This window comes from Sphingobium sp. WTD-1 (assembly GCF_030128825.1).
In the GTDB taxonomy this organism is placed as follows: domain Bacteria; phylum Pseudomonadota; class Alphaproteobacteria; order Sphingomonadales; family Sphingomonadaceae; genus Sphingobium.
The window spans coordinates 433,383-454,943 of record NZ_CP119127.1; the positions used below are offsets into that span (position 1 = coordinate 433,383).

18 protein-coding genes and 2 pseudogenes are annotated in these 21,561 nt (G+C 62.4%); 13 read left to right on the forward strand and 7 right to left on the reverse strand.

Going from position 1 to position 21,561, the window contains the following annotated elements:
- The first annotated feature begins 87 nt into the window (after positions 1 to 87).
- From N6H05_RS02295 to N6H05_RS02305, 3 genes and pseudogenes are all read left to right on the forward strand, one after another.
- The gene (locus N6H05_RS02295; protein WP_136186185.1) at positions 88 to 816 is read left to right on the forward strand and encodes an ImuA family protein; all 729 of its coding nucleotides are present in this window, start codon (positions 88 to 90) and stop codon (positions 814 to 816) included.
- A complete protein-coding gene (locus N6H05_RS02300; protein ID WP_080727362.1) occupies positions 740 to 2,281 on the forward strand; it encodes a DUF6504 family protein in 1,542 nt (513 codons plus the stop codon). Before N6H05_RS02295 ends, N6H05_RS02300 begins: the two co-directional genes overlap by 77 nt.
- Positions 2,281 to 5,630: pseudogene (locus N6H05_RS02305) on the forward strand (error-prone DNA polymerase). The gene N6H05_RS02300 and the pseudogene N6H05_RS02305 overlap by 1 nt, the downstream one beginning before the upstream one ends.
- A gap of 24 nt (positions 5,631 to 5,654) precedes the next feature.
- Here the strand turns inward: N6H05_RS02305 and N6H05_RS02310 are convergent.
- Together N6H05_RS02310 and N6H05_RS02315 are read right to left on the reverse strand one after the other, a co-directional pair.
- Complete coding sequence (locus tag N6H05_RS02310) at positions 5,655 to 5,855, reverse strand: DUF5818 domain-containing protein (protein WP_037522664.1); 201 nt, start codon at positions 5,853 to 5,855, stop codon at positions 5,655 to 5,657.
- 1 nt (position 5,856) lies between these two features.
- The gene (locus tag N6H05_RS02315) at positions 5,857 to 6,687 is read right to left on the reverse strand and encodes a S1/P1 nuclease (RefSeq protein WP_284112548.1); all 831 of its coding nucleotides are present in this window, start codon (positions 6,685 to 6,687) and stop codon (positions 5,857 to 5,859) included.
- Positions 6,688 to 7,032: 345 nt separating this feature from the next.
- Here N6H05_RS02315 and N6H05_RS02320 point away from each other — a divergent pair, with 345 nt between their 5' ends.
- The 8 genes and pseudogenes from N6H05_RS02320 (at position 7,033) to N6H05_RS02355 (ending at position 14,758) form a co-directional block, all read left to right on the forward strand.
- Positions 7,033 to 7,539 (forward strand): 2Fe-2S iron-sulfur cluster-binding protein, encoded by a 507-nt coding sequence (locus N6H05_RS02320; protein ID WP_063141946.1) that lies wholly within the window; start codon positions 7,033 to 7,035, stop codon positions 7,537 to 7,539.
- The gene (locus N6H05_RS02325; RefSeq protein WP_004209670.1) at positions 7,536 to 8,519 is read left to right on the forward strand and encodes an FAD binding domain-containing protein; all 984 of its coding nucleotides are present in this window, start codon (positions 7,536 to 7,538) and stop codon (positions 8,517 to 8,519) included. Before N6H05_RS02320 ends, N6H05_RS02325 begins: the two co-directional genes overlap by 4 nt.
- Positions 8,516 to 10,849, forward strand: a complete 2,334-nt coding sequence (locus N6H05_RS02330) for a xanthine dehydrogenase family protein molybdopterin-binding subunit (RefSeq protein ID WP_284112550.1) — start codon at positions 8,516 to 8,518, stop codon at positions 10,847 to 10,849. Before N6H05_RS02325 ends, N6H05_RS02330 begins: the two co-directional genes overlap by 4 nt.
- 471 nt (positions 10,850 to 11,320) lie before the next feature.
- Complete coding sequence (locus N6H05_RS02335) at positions 11,321 to 12,013, forward strand: hypothetical protein (protein WP_284112551.1); 693 nt, start codon at positions 11,321 to 11,323, stop codon at positions 12,011 to 12,013.
- Positions 12,006 to 12,398 (forward strand): hypothetical protein, encoded by a 393-nt coding sequence (locus N6H05_RS02340; RefSeq protein ID WP_284112552.1) that lies wholly within the window; start codon positions 12,006 to 12,008, stop codon positions 12,396 to 12,398. The genes N6H05_RS02335 and N6H05_RS02340 overlap by 8 nt, the downstream gene beginning before the upstream one ends.
- A 4-nt stretch (positions 12,399 to 12,402) precedes the next feature.
- Complete coding sequence (locus N6H05_RS02345) at positions 12,403 to 13,410, forward strand: restriction endonuclease (protein WP_284112554.1); 1,008 nt, start codon at positions 12,403 to 12,405, stop codon at positions 13,408 to 13,410.
- A gap of 97 nt (positions 13,411 to 13,507) precedes the next feature.
- Positions 13,508 to 14,289 (forward strand): annotated as a pseudogene (locus N6H05_RS02350) (IS5 family transposase).
- 1 nt (position 14,290) lies between these two features.
- Positions 14,291 to 14,758: a hypothetical protein gene (locus N6H05_RS02355; RefSeq protein WP_284112555.1), complete on the forward strand. Its 468-nt coding sequence runs from the start codon at positions 14,291 to 14,293 to the stop codon at positions 14,756 to 14,758.
- Positions 14,759 to 14,819: 61 nt separating this feature from the next.
- On the opposite strand, the gene N6H05_RS02360 is transcribed toward N6H05_RS02355, so the two are convergent.
- From N6H05_RS02360 to N6H05_RS02380, 5 genes are all read right to left on the reverse strand, one after another.
- A complete protein-coding gene (locus N6H05_RS02360) occupies positions 14,820 to 16,478 on the reverse strand; it encodes a VRR-NUC domain-containing protein (RefSeq protein WP_284112556.1) in 1,659 nt (552 codons plus the stop codon).
- 151 nt (positions 16,479 to 16,629) lie between these two features.
- On the reverse strand, positions 16,630 to 17,100 hold the full coding sequence (locus tag N6H05_RS02365) for a hypothetical protein (RefSeq protein WP_284112557.1): 471 nt from the start codon (positions 17,098 to 17,100) through the stop codon (positions 16,630 to 16,632).
- Positions 17,101 to 17,143: 43 nt separating this feature from the next.
- Positions 17,144 to 18,070, reverse strand: a complete 927-nt coding sequence (locus tag N6H05_RS02370; protein ID WP_284112558.1) for a CBASS cGAMP-activated phospholipase — start codon at positions 18,068 to 18,070, stop codon at positions 17,144 to 17,146.
- Positions 18,071 to 18,164: 94 nt separating this feature from the next.
- Entirely contained in the window at positions 18,165 to 18,653 is a 489-nt protein-coding gene (locus N6H05_RS02375) for a type II CBASS E2 protein (protein WP_284112559.1), read from the reverse strand.
- On the reverse strand, positions 18,650 to 19,903 hold the full coding sequence (locus N6H05_RS02380; RefSeq protein ID WP_284112561.1) for a nucleotidyltransferase domain-containing protein: 1,254 nt from the start codon (positions 19,901 to 19,903) through the stop codon (positions 18,650 to 18,652). Before N6H05_RS02380 ends, N6H05_RS02375 begins: the two co-directional genes overlap by 4 nt.
- A 167-nt stretch (positions 19,904 to 20,070) precedes the next feature.
- Here N6H05_RS02380 and N6H05_RS02385 point away from each other — a divergent pair, with 167 nt between their 5' ends.
- Positions 20,071 to 20,394, forward strand: a complete 324-nt coding sequence (locus N6H05_RS02385; protein WP_284112562.1) for a helix-turn-helix domain-containing protein — start codon at positions 20,071 to 20,073, stop codon at positions 20,392 to 20,394.
- Positions 20,395 to 20,411: 17 nt separating this feature from the next.
- On the forward strand, positions 20,412 to 21,296 hold the full coding sequence (locus N6H05_RS02390) for an ImmA/IrrE family metallo-endopeptidase (protein ID WP_284112563.1): 885 nt from the start codon (positions 20,412 to 20,414) through the stop codon (positions 21,294 to 21,296).
- Positions 21,297 to 21,561: the final 265 nt, after the last annotated feature.

Sequence of the window (21,561 nt, forward strand, 5' to 3'; positions counted from 1 at the left end):
TGGAACATATGAAGAACGAAATGCCATTGACTCTGGCGCAGGATTGGAGCGAACAAATGAGGAACATATTTTCGAGTCCCTGCCTCCATGTCCAAAACCGCCATCCTCGACGAGCTGCGTGCGCGTATCGCGCAGGTGGAAGCCGTGGGCGGTCGGCATCCGGTGCTGCCCTTCGGCATCGACGCCATCGACCATCATCTGCCGGGTGGCGGTATCGCGACCGGCGCTCTCCATGAGGTGGCGGGAAGTCCCGATCTCGCCGATGATGCGGCCGCCACCATCTTCCTGGCCGGCATTCTCGCGCGGTCGCGGGGCCAGATCATCTGGTGCCTCCACTGGCGCGACCTGTTTTCGCCGGCCCTGCATCTCGCCGGGCTCCACCCCGATCGGGTCATCTTTGTGGAAGCGGGCAATGACACCAATGTCCTCATCGCGATGGAGGAATGCCTGCGTCACCCCGGCCTTGGTGGTGTCGTCGGGGAACTCAGGAAAATGTCGCTGACCGCTTCGCGCCGGCTGCAGCTGGCAGCCGAACAATCGGGCGTGCTGGCCATGGTTTTTCGCCGCGCCATGCCCCCGGAAAGCCAGGCCGAGGGCAGCGCCGCGCTGACCCGCTGGCGGGTGCGGGCCGTGCCCAGCCCGGCGCTGGGCTTTCCCGGTCTCGCGCGTCCGCGCTGGTCGCTGGCGCTTGAGCGCGCGCGCGGCACCGAACCCCAAATCTGGACCGTAGAGGGAAGCGATGAGACGGGTTGTCTCGCTGTTCCTGCCGCGCTGGTCGACGGATCGTATCCGTCGCAAAGCCGGCAGGCCGCCTGAAGGCGGCGCACCGCCCCTCGTCACCGCCCATGCCGACCATGGCCGCCGCCTGATCGCGGCCGTGGACGAGGAGGCGCGCCGGCTTGGCATAGCCGTCGGCATGACGGTAACGCGCGCCCGGTCGCTGGCGCCGGACCTGGACGTCGTGGATGCCGATCCCGAGGGCGATCTTGAGGGCCTGCGCCGGCTCGCTCTGTGGGCAGGAAAGCGCTATTCTCCGATCGTCGCGCCCGATCCATCTGATGGCCTGTGGATCGATATTACCGGCTGCGCCCATCTTTTCGAGGGTGAAGTGCCACTCCTCAAGGACATGATGCGCCGGGTCAGTGGCTCGGGCCTCGCCTGCCAGGTCGCGGTCGCCGACACGCCCGGTTGCGCCCATGCGGTGGCACGGTTTGTGCCATCAGGACGGCCGAACATCATCGAGCCCGGGGCCACGCGCGCCGCGCTCTCGATCATGCCGGTGTCGGCGCTGCGCATCGAGCCGGGCGTCGTGAGCGAACTGCGCCGCATGGGGTTCGAGCGCATCGAGCAGCTGATCGCCGCGCCGCGTGCGCCCCTCGCCAAGCGGTTCGGCCGGCAGCTCTACAAACGGCTCGACCAGGCCCTGGGCCAGGTGCCCGAACCCATCGATCCGATCTACCGCGCCAGCTTGCCGCGCGTGCGGCGCAGCCTGCTCGAACCGATCGGTACCGCCGATGCCATTGGCCAGGTCATCGCGGACCTGTGCACCGATCTTGCCCGCCTCCTGCTGCGCGCGGGGACAGGCGCGCGCCGGCTCGATCTTCATTTCGAGCGGGTCGATGGCGCCAGGCAGGCCGTGCGGGTCGGGACTGCTTCCCCCTCGCGCGATGTGCGTCATTTGGCAAAGCTGCTCTCCCAGAAGATCGAGACGATTGATCCGGGCATGGGGATCGAGGCCATGGCACTGGTCGCGTCGCTCACCCAGCCCATGGCGGCCGCCCAGGTCGGGAGCGTCCTTGCCGGTGAAGAGCGCGGCCCGGATCTCGCCGCGATCGTCGATGCGCTCGCCAATCGCTTTGGCGCGCGCAGCCTCTATCGCTCGGCGCCGCGCGCAAGCAGCATGCCCGAACGCGAAGTCGGGCATGTCGCGCCGCTGTCATCGGCCGGCGGCGCTGGCTGGGCCGATGATCTTCCCCGGCCTGCCCGCATGCTGGTCCCGCCAGAGCCTGTCGACGTGATGGCGATGCTGCCCGATCATCCGCCTGCCATGTTCGTCTGGCGGGGGCGGCGCCATCGGATCGCCCAGGCCGATGGGCCAGAGCGCCTGCATGGCGAATGGTGGCGTGAGGGCGGCCATGAGGCAGACACACCCTATGCCGTGCGGGATTATTTCCAGGTCGAGACGGTGAGCGGCGCGCGATACTGGCTGTTCCGCATGGGGGATGGTGAGCAGGCGTCGACCGGCCCGATGCGCTGGTTCATCCATGGTGCCTTTGCATGATGTCCGAGAATGATCACGACCATGATCTCGAGGACGATCTTGAGGGCGCCCGCTATGTCGAGCTGCAGGTCACCAGCCATTTCTCCTTCCTGCGCGGCGCCTCCAGCCCTGAAGAGCTGTTCTCGGCCGCCGCGCTGCTGGGCCTGCCAGCCCTTGGCATCACCGATCGCAACAGTCTGGCTGGTGCCGTGCGAGCCTGGGACGCGCAGAAGGTCATAGGCTGCCGGGCGATCATCGGCTGCCGGCTGGACCTTGTCTGCGGCGCCTCTCTGCTCGTCTATCCCACGGACCGCGAGGCCTATTCGCGGCTCTGCCGGCTTTTGAGCATCGGCAAGGCCCGTGGCGGCAAGGGCAGCTGCCATCTCGACTGGTCGGACGTGGCGGACTGGGGGGAAGGAATGATCGGCATATTGGTGCCCGACCGCGCCGATGCGGCGTGCGAGGAGGCGCTCGACCGGCTTGCTGCCATCTTCGGCTCCCGCGCCTATCTCGCCCTTTCGATCCGGCGCCGGCCCCGCGATGCGATCCGGCTGCGCGATCTTGCCCGCCTCGCCGCGCGCGCCGGGGTGCAGACCGTCGCCACCGGCGACATTCTCTACCATGCGCCCGAGCGACGGCTGCTGCAGGATGTGGTGAGCTGCATTCGCGAAAAATGCACGGTCGACACGCTGGGCCAGCGCCGCGAGCGTTTTGCCGACCGGCATCTCAAGTCCGTCGCGGAAATGGAGCGGCTCTTCACCCGCTATCTTGGCGACCTGACGCCGCTCCGCCGCAGCGTCGAGATCGCGCGGGCCTGCCGCTTCGACCTTGGTCAGCTCACTTATACCTATCCCGACGAGATCGGGGAAAGCGGCCTTACCCCGCAGCAGGAACTCGAGCGCCTGACCTGGACAAAGGCGCCGAGCCGCTATCCTCATGGGGTTCCCGACAATGTCCGCGAACAGCTCGCCCATGAGCTTCGGCTGATCGGCGATCTTGCCTATGCGCCCTATTTCCTCACCGTCCATTCGATCGTCCAGTTTGCCCGATCGAGGGATATTCTCTGCCAGGGGCGCGGCAGCGCCGCCAATTCGGCGGTCTGCTTCGTGCTCGGCATCACCTCGATCGACCCGGTCAAATCCGAACTGCTCTTCGAGCGCTTCGTGTCGGCCGAGCGGCGCGAGCCTCCTGATATCGACGTCGATTTCGAGCATGAGCGGCGTGAGGAAGTGATCCAGTGGATCTATGAAACCTATGGCCGCGAACGTTCGGCGCTGACCGCCGTCATCTCCCGCTTTCGCGCGCGCGGCGCCGTGCGCGAGGTGGGCAAGGCGCTGGGCTTAGCGAAGACATGCTGTCGGGCCTTTCAAGCCAGGTGTGGGGCTGGGCGCGCGATGGTGTCGAGGCGAAGCATGCACAGGAGCTCAATCTCGACACGAGCGACAAGCGCCTGGCGCTGACGCTCGAGCTCGCCCGCACCCTCATCAATACGCCGCGGCACATGTCCCAGCATCCCGGCGGCTTCGTGCTGACCCTGGGACGGCTCGACGAACTGGTGCCGATCGAGCCCGCTGCCATGGCCGATCGCCAGATCATCGAATGGGACAAGGATGATATCGATGCGCTCGGCTTCATGAAGGTCGATGTGCTGGGCCTTGGCATGCTGGGCTGCATGCGCCGCGCCTTCGCTCTGCTGGAGGATGACAAGGGCATCGCAATGGACCTGGCCTCCATTCCCCATGATGATCCGGAAACCTTTGCGATGATCCGCAAGGCCGATACGCTGGGCGTCTTCCAGATCGAGAGCCGGGCGCAGATGGCGATGCTGCCCCGGATCAAGCCGACCAAATTCTATGACCTGGTGGTCGAGGTGGCGATCGTACGCCCGGGCCCGATCCAGGGCGACATGGTCCATCCATACCTGCGCCGCCGCGAGGGCAAGGAAGCGATCAGCTATCCGACGCAGGAACTGCGCCGAGTGCTCGAAAAGACCCTGGGCGTCCCCCTCTTCCAGGAACAGGCGATGCGCGTCGCGATCGAATGCGCGGGTTTCACGCCGTCGGAGGCCGATCTGCTGCGCCGGGCGATGGCGACCTTCAAGCTGACCGGCGGGGTGTCCCATTTCCGCGACAAGCTCATCAACGGCATGATCGCGCGCGGCTATCAGCGCGATTTTGCCGAACAGACCTTCAAGCAGATTGAGGGCTTTGGCTCCTACGGCTTTCCCGAAAGCCATGCCGCCTCCTTCGCCCTCATCGCCTATGCTTCTTCCTGGATGAAATGCCATCATCCCGACGTCTTTTGCGCAGCGCTTCTCAACGCCCAGCCCATGGGCTTTTATGCTCCCGCCCAGATCGTGCGGGACGCGCGCCAGCATGGGGTCGAGGTCCGCCCGATCGACGTCAATCACAGCCGCTGGGACTGCACGCTCGAGCCGACCCAGGGCCGCTATCATGCGTTGAGGATCGGCCTGCGCTATGCGCGCGAGCTCAAAAATGCCGATGGTGCCGCTATTGTCCTGGCACGGGGGACGGAACCCTATGCCAGCGTCGAGGAAATTCAGCGCCGCGCCGGCGTCAGCGGCCGCGCGCTCGACCGGATCGGCCATGCCGGTGGCTTTGGTTCGCTGGCGCTCTCGCGCCGCGCCGGCCTCTGGGAGGTGAAGGGTCTTGGCGAAGAGCCCCTGCCGCTCTTTGCCGCAGCGGACGCGCGGGCAGGCAAGCTCCGCCCCGAAGCGATTGAGCCGAACGTCATTCTCCCGCAGATGGGCGAAGGCGAGGAAGTGGTCGAGGATTATCGCGCGATCGGGCTCTCGCTGCGCGCCCATCCGCTCGCCTTCCTGCGCGACGAATTGGCGCGCCGGAAGATGGTGACCTGCGCCGCGCTCAAGGATATTCGCGACGGGCGATGGGTCAATCTCGCCGGTCTCGTTCTCCTGCGGCAGAAGCCGGGTTCCGCCAAGGGCACCATGTTCATCACGCTCGAGGATGAGACCGATGTCGCCAATCTCGTCGTCTGGCCCAATCTTTTCGAGAAGCATCGGCGCGTGGTGCTCGGCGCCTCGATGATGGGCGTGCGCGGCCAGGTCCAGAAGGAAGGCGAGGTCATCCATCTCATCGCCCAGCGGCTCGACGACCTCTCCCCTCTCCTCGCTAGCGTCGGGCAGCGGGCGGATGTGGCGAGCATCTATCAGGTCAGCCGCGCCGATATCGTGAAGAGCGCCATGGCCCCCGATCCGCGCGATGCGGCGAACAGGCCGCTCGGGCGCGGACCCCGCGATCTTTACGATCCTGATCTGCGCCTGGGCTCGGGCATCATTCCGGGCCAGCCGACAGAGGGCATCAAGGTCAAGACACGGGATTTTCGCTGAAAGGCGGCAAGCCGGCGGTGCGGCTCAGGCCGGCTCGATCTGCTCGACATCGAGCATGTCGAAATCGGATCTCGTTCCCACGACCCGGACCTTCTGGCCAAGAAGATGCCGGCAGGATCTGGGGCAATCGAGCCGCCATTCCCCACCATCGGCGACACGCAGCACGGTATAGGGATCGCCGCCAAGCAGGATGCCGAACAGTTCGTGCCGCGTGCCGCGTGGCATGTCATTTGTGCCTTGGAGGCTTGCGGGGAGTTTGAGCCTGGGACGGGTTCTGGTCCTGCGGATTCTCGAACACCCAGTTGAGATAGGCGGCGATGCGGATACCACCGCGCTTGAGCCGATCATCAAGCTCGACCCGGTGCTGATAGGCATAGTCCCAGGACAGGCTGGTATCGGTGGGATAGATGGTCTTGCGCAGCGCGATGCTCTCGCGGATCCACGTACCGGGATCGCGATCATTCCAGGCAATGATCTGTTGCGGCGTGATCGCGCGCGACAGCCAGTCGGCGAGTTCCGAATAGGAGAGCGATCGCTGTTCGATCATCGCGCTGTCCCAGACCGAATGGAGATTGGTCGAGCGACCGAACCGGCTCACCTTCATGTCATTGCCACCCCGGTCATTGCCGCCGCCGGCATGAAGCGGCTGGTGGAGGTCACCGATGATATGGACGACAAAGCGCAGGGCCAGGCGCTTGTCGTCGAGCGAGGCGGCGGGATTGCGCAGCGTTGCCGTGAAGCGGCCAAGCGCGCTCATCGCGTCGCCTTCGGGCGGCGCGTCGGCGCTCGTATAGGCGTCGCCCTCGCGCACGGTGACATAATGCCATGGGCTGGCCTGCTTCTGCCAGAAATCGGCAGGGGCGGATTTCATGTCGTCGGGCCAGGTCGCCGCCTGTGCCAGATCCTCCTCGCCCAGGAGAAGCTGGACATTGGCGCGGGCCACGCCGCTCAGGTTGCGATCGGCGATCGCGCCGGTCACCCGATGGCCGATGGGCCCCCATGCAAAGGCCGGCGAGGTGATCGAGAGAAGGATTAGAGGTAGAATGAGTTTGCGCATGGACGCACCATTAGCGCGTCTCCACGCATGATCCAGCAATTCGATTCTGGATCCATTTGGAAGGCTACGGCTCGCGAGCTTAGGCAAGTCGGACACAGGGTTCTGAACCTATCCCACTGGTCGGCCTGTCAACTATCGCCCTGAATTCCTGGCGTGCCATCGCGCACATCTGCTTCCAGAAAGGTGGCACCACCATGTCGATCATCGCTTATGCGGGCGGTAGTTTCCAGCCTGATTGATGAGAGCCCGATCGGCAATCGCATCTGGAAAATGCTGTCGATGGGCCCGAAACCTCGATCCGCGCATTTCTACATCGTTTACGCACCCGACTATGGGGAGTGATGGATGAGCATCCTTGTAAATGGCGCCTTGGCCGAGTGTCCTGAAGACCCTCGTGTTTCCCTCCTCGACTTTCTGCGGGAGCATCAGGGCCTCACCGGATCGAAGAAAGGCTGCAATCAAGGAGCATGTGGCGCCTGCACCGTGCTGGCAAATGGGGAGCGGATCCTCTCCTGTCTCGCGCTCGCCGTTCAATATGAGGGGCAGGAGATCATCACGATCGAAGGCTTGGGAACGGCCGACAATCTGCACCCGCTTCAGCAGGCCTTTGTCGAGCATGACGGTTTCCAATGCGGCTATTGCACGCCGGGACAGATATGCTCTGCAGTCGGGATGGCCGCCGAACTGCAACGCGGCGTTCCCAGTCACGTAACGCACGCGCTCGACACCGACAGCATAGGGATGACGCGCGACGAGGTTCGTGAGCGGATGAGCGGCAACCTGTGCCGCTGCGGCGCGCATAATGGCATCGTCGATGCGATCCTCGAGACGTTTGCGGAGGTCACCGAATGATCCCCTTTACCTATCATCGCGCCGCCAACGCCGACGAGGCGCTGCGACAGGCCGGTAACGGCGTCCGCTATCTTGGCGGAGGAACAAACCTCGTCGATCTCATGCGGGAAAATATCGAGCGTCCATCGACCTTGATCGATGTGACAGGTCTCGACACGGGCATAGTCGAGCAATCCGATGGCGGCATGCTGATCGGGGCTGCGGCGCGCAACACTGCGGTGGCCGAACATCGCGCCATCCGCGAACGATATCCCCTTCTTTCCCGCGCGATCGTCGCCGGAGCCAGCGCGCAGATCCGCAATATGGCTACCGTCGCCGGCAACATCCTGCAGCGCACCCGGTGCCTCTATTTCTACGACCAGGATGGCACGCAATGTAACAAGCGCATCCCGGGAAGCGGCTGCGATGCGATTGGCGGCTTCACCAGAAATCATGCGATTCTTGGCGCGTCCGATCATTGTATCGCCACCCATCCATCGGACATGTGCGTGGCCTTGGCTGCGCTAGACGCCGCTGTGCATGTGCGAGGACCCGACGGCGAAAGAAGGATTGCGTTCGCTGACATTCATCGCTTGCCCGGCGAGCGACCCGATATCGACACCAATCTGCAGCAGGGCGAACTCATCACCGCAATCGAACTGCCAGCCGTGCCATCCACTGCGCGCTCAACCTACCGAAAGGTCCGTGATCGGGCGAGCTATGCGTTCGCGCTGGTGTCCGTCGCGGCCGTCCTCGATGTGGAACAGGGGCATGTGCGGGACGTCCGGCTGGCGCTCGGCGGCGTTGCCCATAAGCCTTGGCGTGCAGCCAGAGCGGAAGCGCTTTTGCGTGGATCACCTGCAACGGTGGATGCCTTCATCAAGGCAGCCTCGGAAGAACTGTCCCATGCCCGGCCGCTCCGGGACAATGGCTTCAAGGTCGCGCTCGCGCAGCGGACGATGGTCGCTGTACTCACGCAGTTGATGGAGGACATGGCATGAGCCTGATCGATAGCGGCAAGGCGTTGGCGCAAGGCCTGATGCAGGGCGCGATGGCGAAGGTAGTGGCGCTCGCGCCAGATAGCTGGATGCCGGGAGGCGAACCCGATCCGCTCATCCGTCACCAGCATGGTCATGTCGGCAAGCCCGTCTCGCGCATCGACGGGCCACTCAAGGTGACGGGGGCTGCTCCTTTTGCGGCGGAGTTTCCTCTGGAAAACATGGTCTACGCCGCCATCGTCTACAGCAGGATCGCGAAAGGTCGCATCACCTCGCTCAATGTCGAAACGGCTGAGAGCGCACCCGGCGTCCTGCTCGTGATGACCCATCGTAACGCGCCAAGACTCAAGCCTGCCCCCCTGTTCATGAGTGATCCCAAGGCCGCTGCGGGCGACAGCATTCCCGTCCTGCAGGATGAGAAGATCTACTGGAATGGTCAGCCGATTGCCATTGTGCTTGCTGACACACAGGAGCAGGCAGACCATGCCGCCACGCTGGTCGATGTGATATATGCGGCCGAGCCGGCGGAAACCGACTTTCACGCGGCGATCGCCAAGGGGACGACCCAATCGCAGTTCATGGGACAGCCGCTGCATGACCAGGTGGGCGATGCGCAGGCAGCATTCGAAAAGGCCGCCGTCAAGATCGACGCGGCCTATTCGACACCGCGCCACAATCATAATCCCATCGAGCTTCATGCCGTCACGCTATCGTGGCAGGGTGACACGTTACGCATCCATGATGCACAACAGGCGGTCGCGCATTCGGCCTGGACGCTGGGGCAGGTGTTCGATTTGCCAGCCGACAAGGTCGTCATCACATCGCCTTATGTCGGGGGCGGTTTCGGCAGTAAAACGCTGTGGCAGCATCAGATCATCGCGGCTGCAGCAGCGAAACTCGCCGAGCGACCTGTCCGATTGATGCTGACCCGAGAAGGTGTCTACCGCACCGTTGGCGGTCGTTCGCCGACCGAGCAGCAGGTCGCTCTGGGCGCGACCGCCGAGGGCAAGCTCACCGCACTCATCCATCGCGGTGTGACGGCCAAGACATCGCACAATGTCATGCCCGAACCATTCATCCTCCCGACGCGCAGCGCCTACGCCGCGGAGAATATCCTGCTGGACGTCCAGCATGTCGAGATCGACATGACCAGTAACACATTCATGCGCGCGCCAGGCGAGGCGGTGGGCACCTTCGCGCTTGAATGCGCGATGGACGAACTGGCCGAGAAGCTCGGTCTCGACCCCATCGAGCTCCGCTTGCGCAACGAGCCGGAGAAGGACCCGATATCCGGTCTGCCCTTTTCAGCGCGGCATATTGACCAGGCATGGCGCGACGGGGCCGAGCGCTTCGGGTGGAGCGCACGCAACCCTCTGCCAGGCATGCACCAGGAAGACGAATGGCTGATCGGCATGGGATGCGCTACCGCCACCTATCCCTATTACCGCATGCCCGGCGGCGCAGCCCGCATCACCGTGTCTCGCGCCGGCCATGCGACGATCGACATTGCCGCGCACGAAATGGGCATGGGTACGGCCACGGCGCAGACGCAGGTGATAGCCGAGCGGCTGGGCCTGCAGATGTCACAAATCCAATTCAACTATGGCGACTCAACCTTGCCTGGGCTGGTCCTTGCAGGCGGATCGCAGCAGACGGCATCGATTGGCGCGTCGGTGATTGCAGCCTACAACAAGCTGGTCGCGCAACTGCTGGCACTGGCAGGGAATGACTCGCCTCTGGCGGGGCTGAAACAGGCAGAGGTGGGAAGTCGGGATGGCGGCCTAGCCAGCCTGGAAGATCCATCTCGGTACGAGAGCTACGCGTCGATTCTCTCGCGCGCCCAGCGCGACGCCGTCGTCATCGAAGCCGAGCCGCCCATGCCGCTCGAGACCATGCACTGGTCGATGCACAGCCATGGCGCCATGTTCTGCGAAGTGCGGGTCAACATGATAACGGGTGAACCGTGCATATCTCGCTTCCTGGGGTCGTTCGACTGCGGCCGCATCCTCAATCCCAAGACGGCGGCGAGCCAGTTTAGGGGGGGCATCATCATGGGTCTGGGCCTCGCGCTGATGGAGGAAGCACAGTTCGACGAGCGGAGCGGACGGATCATGAACCCCAGCCTCGCTGAATATCATATGCCGGTGCATATGGACGTTCCGGAAATCGATGTCATCTGGACCGACATACCCGACCCTCACACACCCATGGGCGCGCGGGGCGTCGGCGAAATTGGCATCACCGGGACGGGGGCTGCGGTCGCCAACGCGATCTACAATGCGACTGGGAAACGCGTGCGTGATTTGCCGATCACGCTCGACAAATTAATTTAGGATATCGCTTGATGGCAACGCCGGCTGTGATGACGGCAAATGGGACATTTTGCCCGGTCCGCTTTGGAGCGCCAAAACGGGAGACCGGACATTCGGATCACATCTACGTGATGAGCGCAGCCGCCCTTCATATTTGCCGTTTAAGCTGACGCACGAGCATTCCGGAAGCAGCGATTCGATCGTCTCCGTATTAATGCGATGCGCTGGAGGGAGGCCGCATAAAAATTGGCCTGCGCCAAGGCAGGGGCTTCTGCGACCGGGCGGAGCCCGGCATCCCGCCAGTCGATCATTACAGGATGGCCGCGACGCCACAGGCGACGCGAGGCTGAGCGATCCGCCGCATGCGGATCGTGGCCCTAGAGTGGAGGTCGTGCACCTGCGCGAGGCGCCCAAATCACTCCAATACCCAATACAAAGTAGCAATGCCACTTTCCCCTTGTGTTACTCAAAATAGCAATGCTATTTTAGACTATGGCCCGCGACCTAACCGAGCAGAAATACACGCAAGGGGACGTCCTTGCGGTCACGCGGCTACGTAAGGATCTGCTGCAGACGTGGATCAACCGGAAGGTTGTGGCGCTCGGCGAACAGCATCCTGGCAGCGGGCGTCGGCGGCTCTATTCCAAGATCGATATCGTCAAGCTCGCGCTGATGCGGCGGATTGCAGATTTCGGGCTCGACCTGTCGATCGGGCGCGATCTTGCAAGCGAGGCCGAGCGGCGCCTGCTCAGCGATCGCGGCGTCGAGTGGGGGGTGCACCTCTCGATCAAAAAGCGCGAAGCGACGCATGAGGAGATCAAGGTCGAGATCATCTCGGCTGGATATTCAACGCTCTCGCTCCACTATGGCGCCACGGTCGGCGACTCTCGCGACATGCGCGTGTCCAATTTTACCGAACCGTTCGAGCCGATGTTCAGCCGCCGAACGAAGGAGTTACTCGTCGAGGAACGGCCGATCGATCCCGACAAGCGCGACGCGTTGGCGCGTGCCGGCGTTCACGCCGAGCCGGCGCTGATCTTCCCGTTCGGCGAGATCGTCAATGGCGCGCTGGTCCAAATCGATGCGCTTGATCAGGGGCCGCTGCCCGGCGTGATGGATGCGATGATCGAAATTGAGCTCGGCAAACGCGCTAAAGCGATCGAGTTGAAGAGCGAACATGGCTGACGCCCGCGCCCGCGAGCAGCTGCGCCAGGAGCGCGAAGCGTTCAATCGGGCATGCCGGCATAGCGAAGCGTGGTTCCGGCTGCGGCTCGCGCTCGGCTATCTGGGCCTCGGCATAATGCTCGCGATCACGGGCACTGCGGCATGGGTGCTGTTCCACCCAACGACCTATGGGCCGCTGCCGCTCGGCACGGCGGGAGGCGCGATCCTGATCCAAACGCTCGGGCTCGGCTTTGCGATCGTGCGGATAGTGCTGCTCCAGCCGCAGGTCGCGGGTCTCACACCGGCGACGACAGTCGCCAATCGCGCGCGCACGCCAGCAAGTGGCAAGTCCCCCAAGGTAAGGATCGCCACGACGCCCAACAGCGCCGTTGCGAACGAGGGTTGATCCGATGGGCCATATCATCATGCCGGCCTTCGCCTTTCGCAGTGCGCTCAGCGAGGATAGTGGTGTACGATCGGGGTTCGCGCTGAGCGAGGCGGACATGCTCGCGCATCTGCCCGCCAACCATCATCTGCGCGAACGCCTGATCAGCGATGAGGTGCTGCGCCTCGGATCGGACGACTATGCCGAGGCGGTCGGCGACCTCCTGTTCGCGCTTGGGGCGACACCGAAACCCGGTATGCCGACGCTCGGTATGCGCCTGATGGCGCTGCTTGGAGGTGATTGGCGGTCGCAGTTCGCACTTGACGAGTTGCTGACCATCGAGGCGGTCGCGAACCATTATCTGCGCTTGCGGAACCAGAATGACGATGAGCAGGCGGCGATCTTCGCCGAGCTGAAGGCCATGGTCGACGGCAAGGCGGGCGTGTTCGATGCACTGATCGAGGCGATGACCCACGATTTGGCCTTTAATCCCCATTTCACGCGCGACGTTGCCAACGCCGATATGGTCGCGCTCAGCGCGCTGTTTGCCAGCGAGCAACTGCCGGCCGACGGCGCGCAGTATTTCGACCAGCGGTTCATCAACTATCTGGGCAGCCAGCCCGACAAATTGGGCGATATCCATTGGCGGCAGTTCGAGGGTCTGACAGCCGAGTGGTTCCAGCGCAGCGGCTATGACGTCGAGCTGGGGCCAGGCCGCAATGATGGCAGCGTCGACCTGCGGCTGTGGCATCGCGGCGCGCAGCCGGGTGCACCGCCCGCGGTCATCGTCCAGTGCAAGCGGCAGAAGCAGAAGGTCGAGCGCGTAGTGGTGAAGGCGCTCTATGCCGACATGCTCGAAGAGCGCGCCGGTGCCGGGCTGGTCGTCACGACGAGCGACATCAGCCCAGGCGCCGCCAAGGATGTCCGCGCACGTGCCTATCCGATCACCACGGCGAACCGAAAACAGGTACAGGACTGGATCCAGGCGATGCGCAAACCTCATGCCGGGATCGTCAGCGACTTGATCGGCTAAGTGCCAATGCGAACCAAGGACAGGCTAGGCGGCGTTGACAAAAGGGATTCCCAATCGGTGCGTGTTCTGATTCAAGGCTGCTCTTTGGGGAGCGGTCATGGATCGAGGGGATTTGTCGGACGCGGAGTGGGAGTTGATCGGGCCGCTACTCCCGTCCGAGCGTGGGAGGCATGCCCGACCGGCCGGCGATAACCGGCGCTTTCTCAATGGCATGCTGCATGTGCTGCGGGTCGGTTGCCCGTGGCGCGACATGCACGAGCGCTATGGCAAGTGGAACTCGGTCTATGTCCGGTTCCGGCGCTGGGCGGAGCAAGGCGTCTGGGACGCCATGCTGCAAACGTTGGTCGATCTGGGCCTCACCGACGACTGGCAGCACATGATCGACAGCACCACGGTTCGCGGCCACGTCTCGGCAGCGGGCGGAAAAGGGGGGCTTGTGCGCAGGCTTTTGGTCGATCACGCGGCGGCTTTACGAGCAAGATCCACGCCCGCTGTGACAATCAGGGCCTCCCTGTCGGCTTCATCCTTACCGGCGGCGAGGCATCGGACTATACGGCGGCCGACGATCTGATGAACCTGCCGCTGCCCAAGCCCAGGGCGCTGCTCGCCGACAAAGGCTATGATGGCGACAGGTTCCGGGAGAACCTGCTCATGCGAGGCATCCTGCCCGTCATCCCGCCGCGCTCCAACCGCAAGGTGCCGGCCCATCCCGACTACCGGCGCTACAAGGATCGCAATCGTGTCGAGCGCATGTTCGCCAAACTCAAGCAGCAGCGCCGCATCGCCACCCGCTACGACAAGACCGTCCTGTCGTTCGAGAGCTTCATCAACCTCGCTGCCGCGCGACTATGGCTGAAAGCTTTTGTCAACACCGCCTAGGATGCGTCACGACGAGATATCCGAGGAACTGCGCGATCTCGCGTTCGACTACTTCTACTGGTTTTCGCGCTTTGAGTTCGCGCTGAAGGAAGCGCCTTATCTCGAGGACGACACGGTCGGTGCGCGCGCCATGCCCGGCTGGGAGAAGTTCTTCGCCGATTGGAAGGACCGATATACGCTGACGCCCGCAGGTCAAAAGCTGATCGACGCGAAACCGCAGCGGCAGGTGGTCGGCCAGAGCGGTCTCGACTTCGCCGAAGTTCGCTTCGACGACAAACCCAGCGATCTCGTCAAAGTGATCCGGCTCGCTAAAACCGTGCGGAACAATCTGTTCCATGGGGGCAAGCATGGCAGCTCCTATTGGGACGATCCCGACCGGATGCGCGCTCTGATCCCGATCGCCAAAGCCGCGCTCGACGATATTGCGCAGCAGACCGGCCTCGGCGCGGACTACAGCCGCTACTACTGACGCGGCACGCAGAACGCCGCGCCGACACAACATCAACGACGGCACTCGAAAAGCCCCGCCGTCAGGCGGGCCGCACCTCGGCGAGCGTGACCTGATAGCCGAGCGGTTTGAGAATGGTTGTGATCAGCCGCGTCTGGCTGGCATGCATCGAGTCTGACGGCGCTTTGATCTCGGCAAACCGAACCTCCCTGTCTCGCCAGAGCGTCAGATCAGGCCAGCCGGCGCGCAGATCATAGGGCGCGTCGGCGAAGAGCCGCGCGATCGCGGCCAGCCGCTCGGTGCCGAGGGCGTCGAACAGGCCGCTGACATGATCCCAGCGGACTCGCGGATAGAAGGCGGGCGTCTCGCCGGCGGTGGCGGCAATCATCGCCCAGTTGCGGCTGAGCTGCGCCGTCGTCGCGCGCCCGCAGGCATCGATCAGCGCACCGCGCGAGAAGCGATCCTCATCGAAGGCAACGTTCTGCGCATAGAGCGCTTCGATATAGGTGTCGGCGTTGCGCGGTTGGAGCCGCGCGAAGGACGCAGCCTTGATCAGGGTGAGCATCAGCCCGCCTTCGGCGGCCGCACCCGACCAGCCTTGTGCCACATAGTGGGCGAGCGCGGCTTCCTCGACGCTCGCCCAAGCGTCCTTGGGATGATACCGCCATAGCTTCGGCTCGCCGCAATGGAGCGCGATCACTTCATGCACGATCCCAACGCGCTCGGCCTGCCGCTCGAACTTGCTGAGCTTGCGAACCGGAGTAGATCCTGGCGACAGTGCCTTGCGCAACTTGTCCGCCCGCCGCGTGACGCCAACTTGTGGGTCGAGCGCAAGCGCCTCGTCGTAGGCGACGAGCGCTGCCGCCCCGTCACCGGTTTCCTCGAGCAATTCGCCGCGAATGCGCAAGGCGCGGGCGCGGACGTAGACATCGTTATCCTGAGCGGCACGTTCGAGCCCAGCGATGATCCGCGCCACGAAATCGGCATCGCGCACTTGGCCTGCATCTCCGAGCAGCGATCGGATGGCCGTAAGGTCGCCGGCGGCAACACGGTGCGTCTGCCAGCCGTCCCGATCAATCATGGTACCGTCGAAGCGATAACCGATTCGCTCGGCATAGCGTCGGATCAGAAACAGCTGCCGCGCGGCCGTGTCGAACTCATAGCCATCGGCCCAGCCGGTCTCCGGCTCCCACCGGGCGATTTCGGCCGCGGTCGTTAGGTCGAACAGCATGTAGAGGCAGCTATCCGGGCTGCCGGGTGCGTTCGCAGTTTGGCAGATGGCGAACGTGCCGTCGTTCGATAGGCCGTTGCTGATCAGGTTGGCGGCGATGTTGAGCGCCATGATCGCGGTACCGTCGCGGCGGAAGGCGACGAACCGCCCCTTGAGCCCTTCGCCAAACATCCAGTCGTTGAGGATGAGGGTGCCGTCGTTGGCGACCTTTCCGCCCTGCGGACGCTCAAGCCGGCCTTCGCAGATGAGGCGGTCCTGTTCGAGCAGAGCCCAGCGTCCATGGCCCTCCGCGCGATTGCCACCGATAGTTCCTTCCGGATTGCAATCCGACCAGATCAGCCGAAACTGGCCGTTCGGTGACTTGGCGAACTGCCCGACGAAGTCGAGCGCATCGATCGTGATCAGCCGTTCGGAGAATTCGCGAACTTGAAGTTGCGCTGACGGCTCCACGGCCGATAAGGCAACTTCAGCCTTGTTCGTGCCGAACAGCCGATCGAGAAGGCCCTTCATGAATCAACTCCACCGCTTCAATTCCGATACTCTAGCACAGCGCCATACGGCAGCATCGCACTGATCTTATCGGCGGGCGCCCCCTTACCGCTATGCAGCCACAATGCTGGTGATCGAAGCGCCAGTTTCTCAGCACCGAACGAACACTCCATCAACGTTTCGTTCGGCGCTGCACGATGGTCTGCGCGAGGATACGGCGATTGATCTTGCGCTTCCAATCTAGTTGCGCCTGCGAGAGGACGCGCTTCCGGGCAGTCTGCAACAAGAAGCGATACTCTTTTTCGCTATAAAGATAGCCCATGCGATAGGCATGCTCGATCAGATCATGATTGGCATTGGCCGTATCATCTTGGGCAATGCGCTTCAGGCCGTCGAACAGATTCCCAGTGCTGATCTGTATGAAGCGGTTGATGCAGATATTACCAACATAAGTGCTTATGCCATTATGGCGATTGCGTATGTAGCAATGCTCCTTAATGTCCTGACCACAAGGGCAATTATCCCATTCGTCGCTAATTTCTACCGCGACGAGATCCCACTCCTGACGCGCTTCTTCAAAGCTTGATGCGACTGAAAGAGGAAGAATATGCGCCTTGAGTTGCTCGAGATTTTGAGATGCCATCGTTGCGTTGTCCTCCTCAAACAAGCGGATTATCGATCATCCATCACAGCCACGCGCGCGGGCCATGATAGGCGCGGTAAGGATCAGCAAGCCGGCCGAGAAACAGTTGGGCGACCTGAGCGTCATAACGGTCTGCGAGCGTTCGCGCCAAGGGCGGCAATTCGGCGATCGACCGGCTCACATCATCCAGTTGGATGGGCTTATCGAGTGTCGGCGCATCGATCCTGACCAAATTCTCGCGTCCGATAAGCAGGCCGGCCTGACCCAAAGCATTCTGACTGGCCAGATGCATCGCCGAAGAGATGATCGCACGCCAGTGAAGCATGCCTCCGAAACGGATCTGCGCGTTGGAAATCCTCATCTCCTGCTCGCCACAGCCAAGCGAGAGAATATCGACGAACGCCGCGTCTACGTCGTTGCAGGTGAGCGCATCTACCAGACCCAGCATGATAGGATTATTCGCCCACACGCCGCCATCCGCGAATTGCCGGTTCCCGTTCCGATAGACAGAAAAGAAGGTCGGAGCGGCAGATGTGGCCAGGGCGACCGTCTTGATTTCTTCTTTCCAGTCGAGCCGGAAATCCGGGTGGTGAGGGGTCTTGAAAATCGTGACTTCGTTGAAACCGTCAAATGCGGGGATGCACAGCCTTACGTTCGCCTGCCCGAACAGTCGCCCATCGAAAATTTTGTGGAGCTGCGCTTCAAGCGGAGCGCGATCATAGCGGTAGAGGTGGAGAGATCGAACGAAATCCCAAGCTTTACCCAGACCGAGCAGTTTATGTCGTTGCGGAAAAATCGCCGCTCCATGGCGCATGTAGATCTCGAGCACTTCGGACGCGCGCATGCCGTTCGCAAGAGCCAGGGCAATGATGCCGCCGGTAGAGGTCCCAGCAATCAAGTCAAAATGTGCGCCGATGCTTTGACCGCCGAGATGACGCTGCTCGAACTCAGCAAGGATCGCAGCTGGCAATATGCCTCGTATCCCGCCACCATCGATCGATAGAATGCGAAAGCGTTGCGCCGCCGGCCACGGGAGACGCTCCCGCCTGCGCTGGAGTGTCCCTTCAGACCGCCGCGATGGATTTGCTGCTGCCGTCAAGCAGACGTTCCTCCCGGGTTGCGTGTCGTCCGCCGCCTTTCCATTTCTTGGTGAGGAGCCAGCCCTCGTAGAAGTAGAGGTAGCGAGCTGTCCAGGGCACGGTTGTGTCGGCGAGCAAATCCTCTGGCGTCCATTCCTTGTTGTAGGGGTCGAAGAGACAGAGATTTGGGAGATGAGGGTCGTCTTTGTTCACGTAGACATGCGGTATCGGCCCCTCCTCATAACTTGGGTGTCTCTCGAGAACAGGGTCCAAGATCTGCACGCGGGGCTGCACGGAGATAACGCGGAACGCTTCAGGTGCGCGCGGCACGCGGTAGATTATACGTACCGTATACCAGGTCTTTTGAGGCTGAAGGGAACCAACCCAGACTGCGCCGCGATCGGACCGTTCCTGAACCCGAAAGTCCGGCCAACGCATCGCCATGGTCGCGATCTGGGTGTCGATATCGATCAATCCGGGATGCATCCGCCCCCCATCTGCGTACTGGCACGAGCAGGCGTGCTGATCGCCGAAACCACCGTGGGCGCGGCCGCGGTAACGATCCGCCCGGTTGATCCGAACCGGAGAGCACCCTTTTCGGCTTCGGCCTGGCTCCGCGTGAGCAACTCATCGAGCGCGAAGCTTGCGGCGGTCTCTCCGAACAGGTCGTCTAGGATCAGCTTCATTTCCGTGAGGGAGATGTCCGCCTCCTGCAAGCGACGAAGCTGGCGTGAGAGATGGGCCAGATCCTGAACGTAAAGACTCTGCTCGTCGATCTTAGCCGGCCAACGGTCGGTAAAGACATCCGGGACATAAGATGGGTTGGTCACCGTGAGCAGGCGGCCCGATCGGCCCTCATCGCGCAACCGAGTCGAGATGTAAGACGCGATTGAGATCACCTCGTCCGCAAGCCCGCCCCCGGTCGGAGCCACTTCGAGCGCCAGCGCCGCGAGGACGACGGACGGAGGTTTACGCCCCTGCCGATGCCGATACCGCACGTCGCGGTTCCGCTTGATGAGTTGGAGCGCGACGACCCGCGCGGACTTCTCCGAGAGCGGAACTTGCTCGGGCAAGGGCTCCGTATCGGCTTTAGCAAAAGCCCCATCCATCGTGAGGCCACGCGCGTCGAACATGGCCGCGAAGACGGGATCAAATGCCGTCTCGCGATTGAACAAATCTGCAAAGCCCCAGGGATTAACCGGCTTATGATAGGATTCGGCATTCTCCTCACGCCAGTGGAACAAGTGGCCGGCGCGTTCAGGGTGACCAGTCAACCGGGCGATCGGCATGAGATCAACGCGAACGCCATCGTCATAGGTGACCGTCACGCAGCGGCTGTTGCGCGTCACCATCCCACGGTAGCGCGTTCCCTCTTCACCATTAATGGCCTTGAAGAGCTGGTCGAGAATTGTCGCGGGATCGCTGGATGGCGAGATATCCAGCTCGATCGTCACATCAACATCGTGCTGATCCTTTTTCACCCGCGAAGCGATCGCAGTGCCTGTCGCAAAGCTACCGCCAGGGTAGCAGGTGACCACCTTGCCCTCGAGCGGGCTGCCCGACCGGTCGACCCAATTGCAAAGCGCATGATAGTGCTTTTCTGCCTCCCCATGCTTGGTGGGGGAGAGCTGTACGCGCCGCGCGACATCCATCAGCAGCGCGTCCGCCGGTGCAGGCAACGGAAGCCGGTGCAACCATCGACCGGGGCGTTGTTCGTAGGTCATCTCGATTTCTCCATTGCCCCGGCAGCGGGACTGGCGAACATGACTGTAAGGATATATCAGACGGACGTTTGATGCAACTGGTCAGACGAAAATGTTCGATTGACCTTTACGGAACGGATTTATAAGCGGCCGTCGACATGTTAGATTGAGACTGAGGAGACCAAGCTTTGTCGATCGCGATGAGATTGCAGAAGCTGCGGACGGCCAAGCGCGAGTCGCTTCAGGACGTGGCCGATGCAATCGGCGCTTCGAAAGGCCATGTGTGGGAGCTGGAAAAGGGCACCGCCAAAAACCCTTCGGTAGATTTGCTGCGCAAGCTGGCCGAACATTTCGGTGTGACGATCGCCACTTTGATCGGCGAGAACCCGAGCGATGAGCACGATGAACAGTTGCTCGTTATGTTTCGCGACCTGCAATCACTGTCGGATGCCGACCGTGCTGTCCTCGACGACATCATCAAAGGTATGAAAAGGCGGCATAGCGAGAGCTGAGTATGCAGATTGATCGGATGGACCTCGACGCATGCAGGACGCCAGCAACGATCGTTGCTGAAATTCTCCGTCAAGTACCCGACCTGCCGGTCCCCGTCCCAATCGAGGAATTGGCCGCCGCCGTGGACATTACCGACATTCGTCGATTGGAAACTCCGAACTTCGAGGGAGGTCTCATAACGCAACCTGAGCGTCGTGATGGTATGATCCTCGTCAATTCGACCGGCTCGGCCCAGCGGCAGAGATATACGATCGGGCACGAGCTCGGACATTACCTCATGGTGTCGCATCAACCCGCCACTGCGGGCGGCGCGTTTATGTGCTCGAGTTCTGACATGACGGTTCGAAAAGCTGATCGGGATAACAGAGCTGCTCGCATGGAGGCCGAAGCAAACCGGTTCAGTGCCAATATGCTCATGCCGCTGGCGCGCTTTCGTCCCGATATGGAAGCGTTGGGCTCGCCAGACCTCGACAGCATCTTCGCCCTTGCGATCCGCTACGACATGAGCCGGGAAGCGACCTCCATTCACTACACCAGTCATCACGACGAGGCATGCGCGATTGTACTGTCTAAAGATGGCATTGTTCGTCGAATCTACCGGCCGTCGCGCTTCCCGTTCATAGACGCGCCGATCAACAGACCCTTGCCGACACCATCCTGTGCGGCACGGTTCAACCCCTCGAAATCGGGTTGGGGTGAACTCGATGGCGGCGTCTGGCTTGGAAGACAGCTCGGTGCTGCGATAGGCCTTAGAGAGCAGGTTCATCGCGCGAGCGGAGGTTGGACTTACTCGCTTCTGGTACTCGAGGAGGCGAGCCACGATAGCTCCGAAGATGCGGAGGAGAGCGACCTGGAAGACGTGTTTGATCGCTTTTCCAGGCGGGGCGGTAGCGACCGCTGAACGAACGGCAATTTATCTATTTTGCTTGCCCAGAGCGGACAGTTGGGAACGTCCAACTTTCCTGACTGTAGGTGATCCGAGCGCCTGCAACAAAGTACGTCCGCTTTCGGGAAGCGAGAAATCGGCTCTGAGCGTCCGCTAAGGGTCGTGAAACGAATAGAGACAGCTAATCCCGAGCTTAAAAAAACAACCGTAATGAACTAAAATGCGGCTAATTCGGTATCTTGCCAGAGCTTGTTGTCAACATTAGCACTACCCCTCTGCT

What these genes read in the sequence shown, in the direction of transcription:
- N6H05_RS02325 (WP_004209670.1), top strand. Translation starts at nt 7,536, where the DNA reads ATGATCCCCTTTACCTATCATCGCGCCGCCAACGCCGACGAGGCGCTG.
- N6H05_RS02310 (WP_037522664.1), bottom strand. Translation starts at nt 5,855, where the DNA reads ATGCCACGCGGCACGCGGCACGAACTGTTCGGCATCCTGCTTGGCGGC.
- N6H05_RS02355 (WP_284112555.1), top strand. Translation starts at nt 14,291, where the DNA reads ATGCGTCACGACGAGATATCCGAGGAACTGCGCGATCTCGCGTTCGAC.
- N6H05_RS02390 (WP_284112563.1), top strand. Translation starts at nt 20,412, where the DNA reads ATGGACCTCGACGCATGCAGGACGCCAGCAACGATCGTTGCTGAAATT.
- N6H05_RS02380 (WP_284112561.1), bottom strand. Translation starts at nt 19,903, where the DNA reads ATGACCTACGAACAACGCCCCGGTCGATGGTTGCACCGGCTTCCGTTG.
- N6H05_RS02345 (WP_284112554.1), top strand. Translation starts at nt 12,403, where the DNA reads ATGGGCCATATCATCATGCCGGCCTTCGCCTTTCGCAGTGCGCTCAGC.
- N6H05_RS02320 (WP_063141946.1), top strand. Translation starts at nt 7,033, where the DNA reads ATGAGCATCCTTGTAAATGGCGCCTTGGCCGAGTGTCCTGAAGACCCT.
- N6H05_RS02335 (WP_284112551.1), top strand. Translation starts at nt 11,321, where the DNA reads ATGGCCCGCGACCTAACCGAGCAGAAATACACGCAAGGGGACGTCCTT.
- N6H05_RS02365 (WP_284112557.1), bottom strand. Translation starts at nt 17,100, where the DNA reads ATGGCATCTCAAAATCTCGAGCAACTCAAGGCGCATATTCTTCCTCTT.
- N6H05_RS02315 (WP_284112548.1), bottom strand. Translation starts at nt 6,687, where the DNA reads ATGCGCAAACTCATTCTACCTCTAATCCTTCTCTCGATCACCTCGCCG.
- N6H05_RS02295 (WP_136186185.1), top strand. Translation starts at nt 88, where the DNA reads ATGTCCAAAACCGCCATCCTCGACGAGCTGCGTGCGCGTATCGCGCAG.
- N6H05_RS02300 (WP_080727362.1), top strand. Translation starts at nt 740, where the DNA reads ATGAGACGGGTTGTCTCGCTGTTCCTGCCGCGCTGGTCGACGGATCGT.
- N6H05_RS02340 (WP_284112552.1), top strand. Translation starts at nt 12,006, where the DNA reads ATGGCTGACGCCCGCGCCCGCGAGCAGCTGCGCCAGGAGCGCGAAGCG.
- N6H05_RS02330 (WP_284112550.1), top strand. Translation starts at nt 8,516, where the DNA reads ATGAGCCTGATCGATAGCGGCAAGGCGTTGGCGCAAGGCCTGATGCAG.
- N6H05_RS02360 (WP_284112556.1), bottom strand. Translation starts at nt 16,478, where the DNA reads ATGAAGGGCCTTCTCGATCGGCTGTTCGGCACGAACAAGGCTGAAGTT.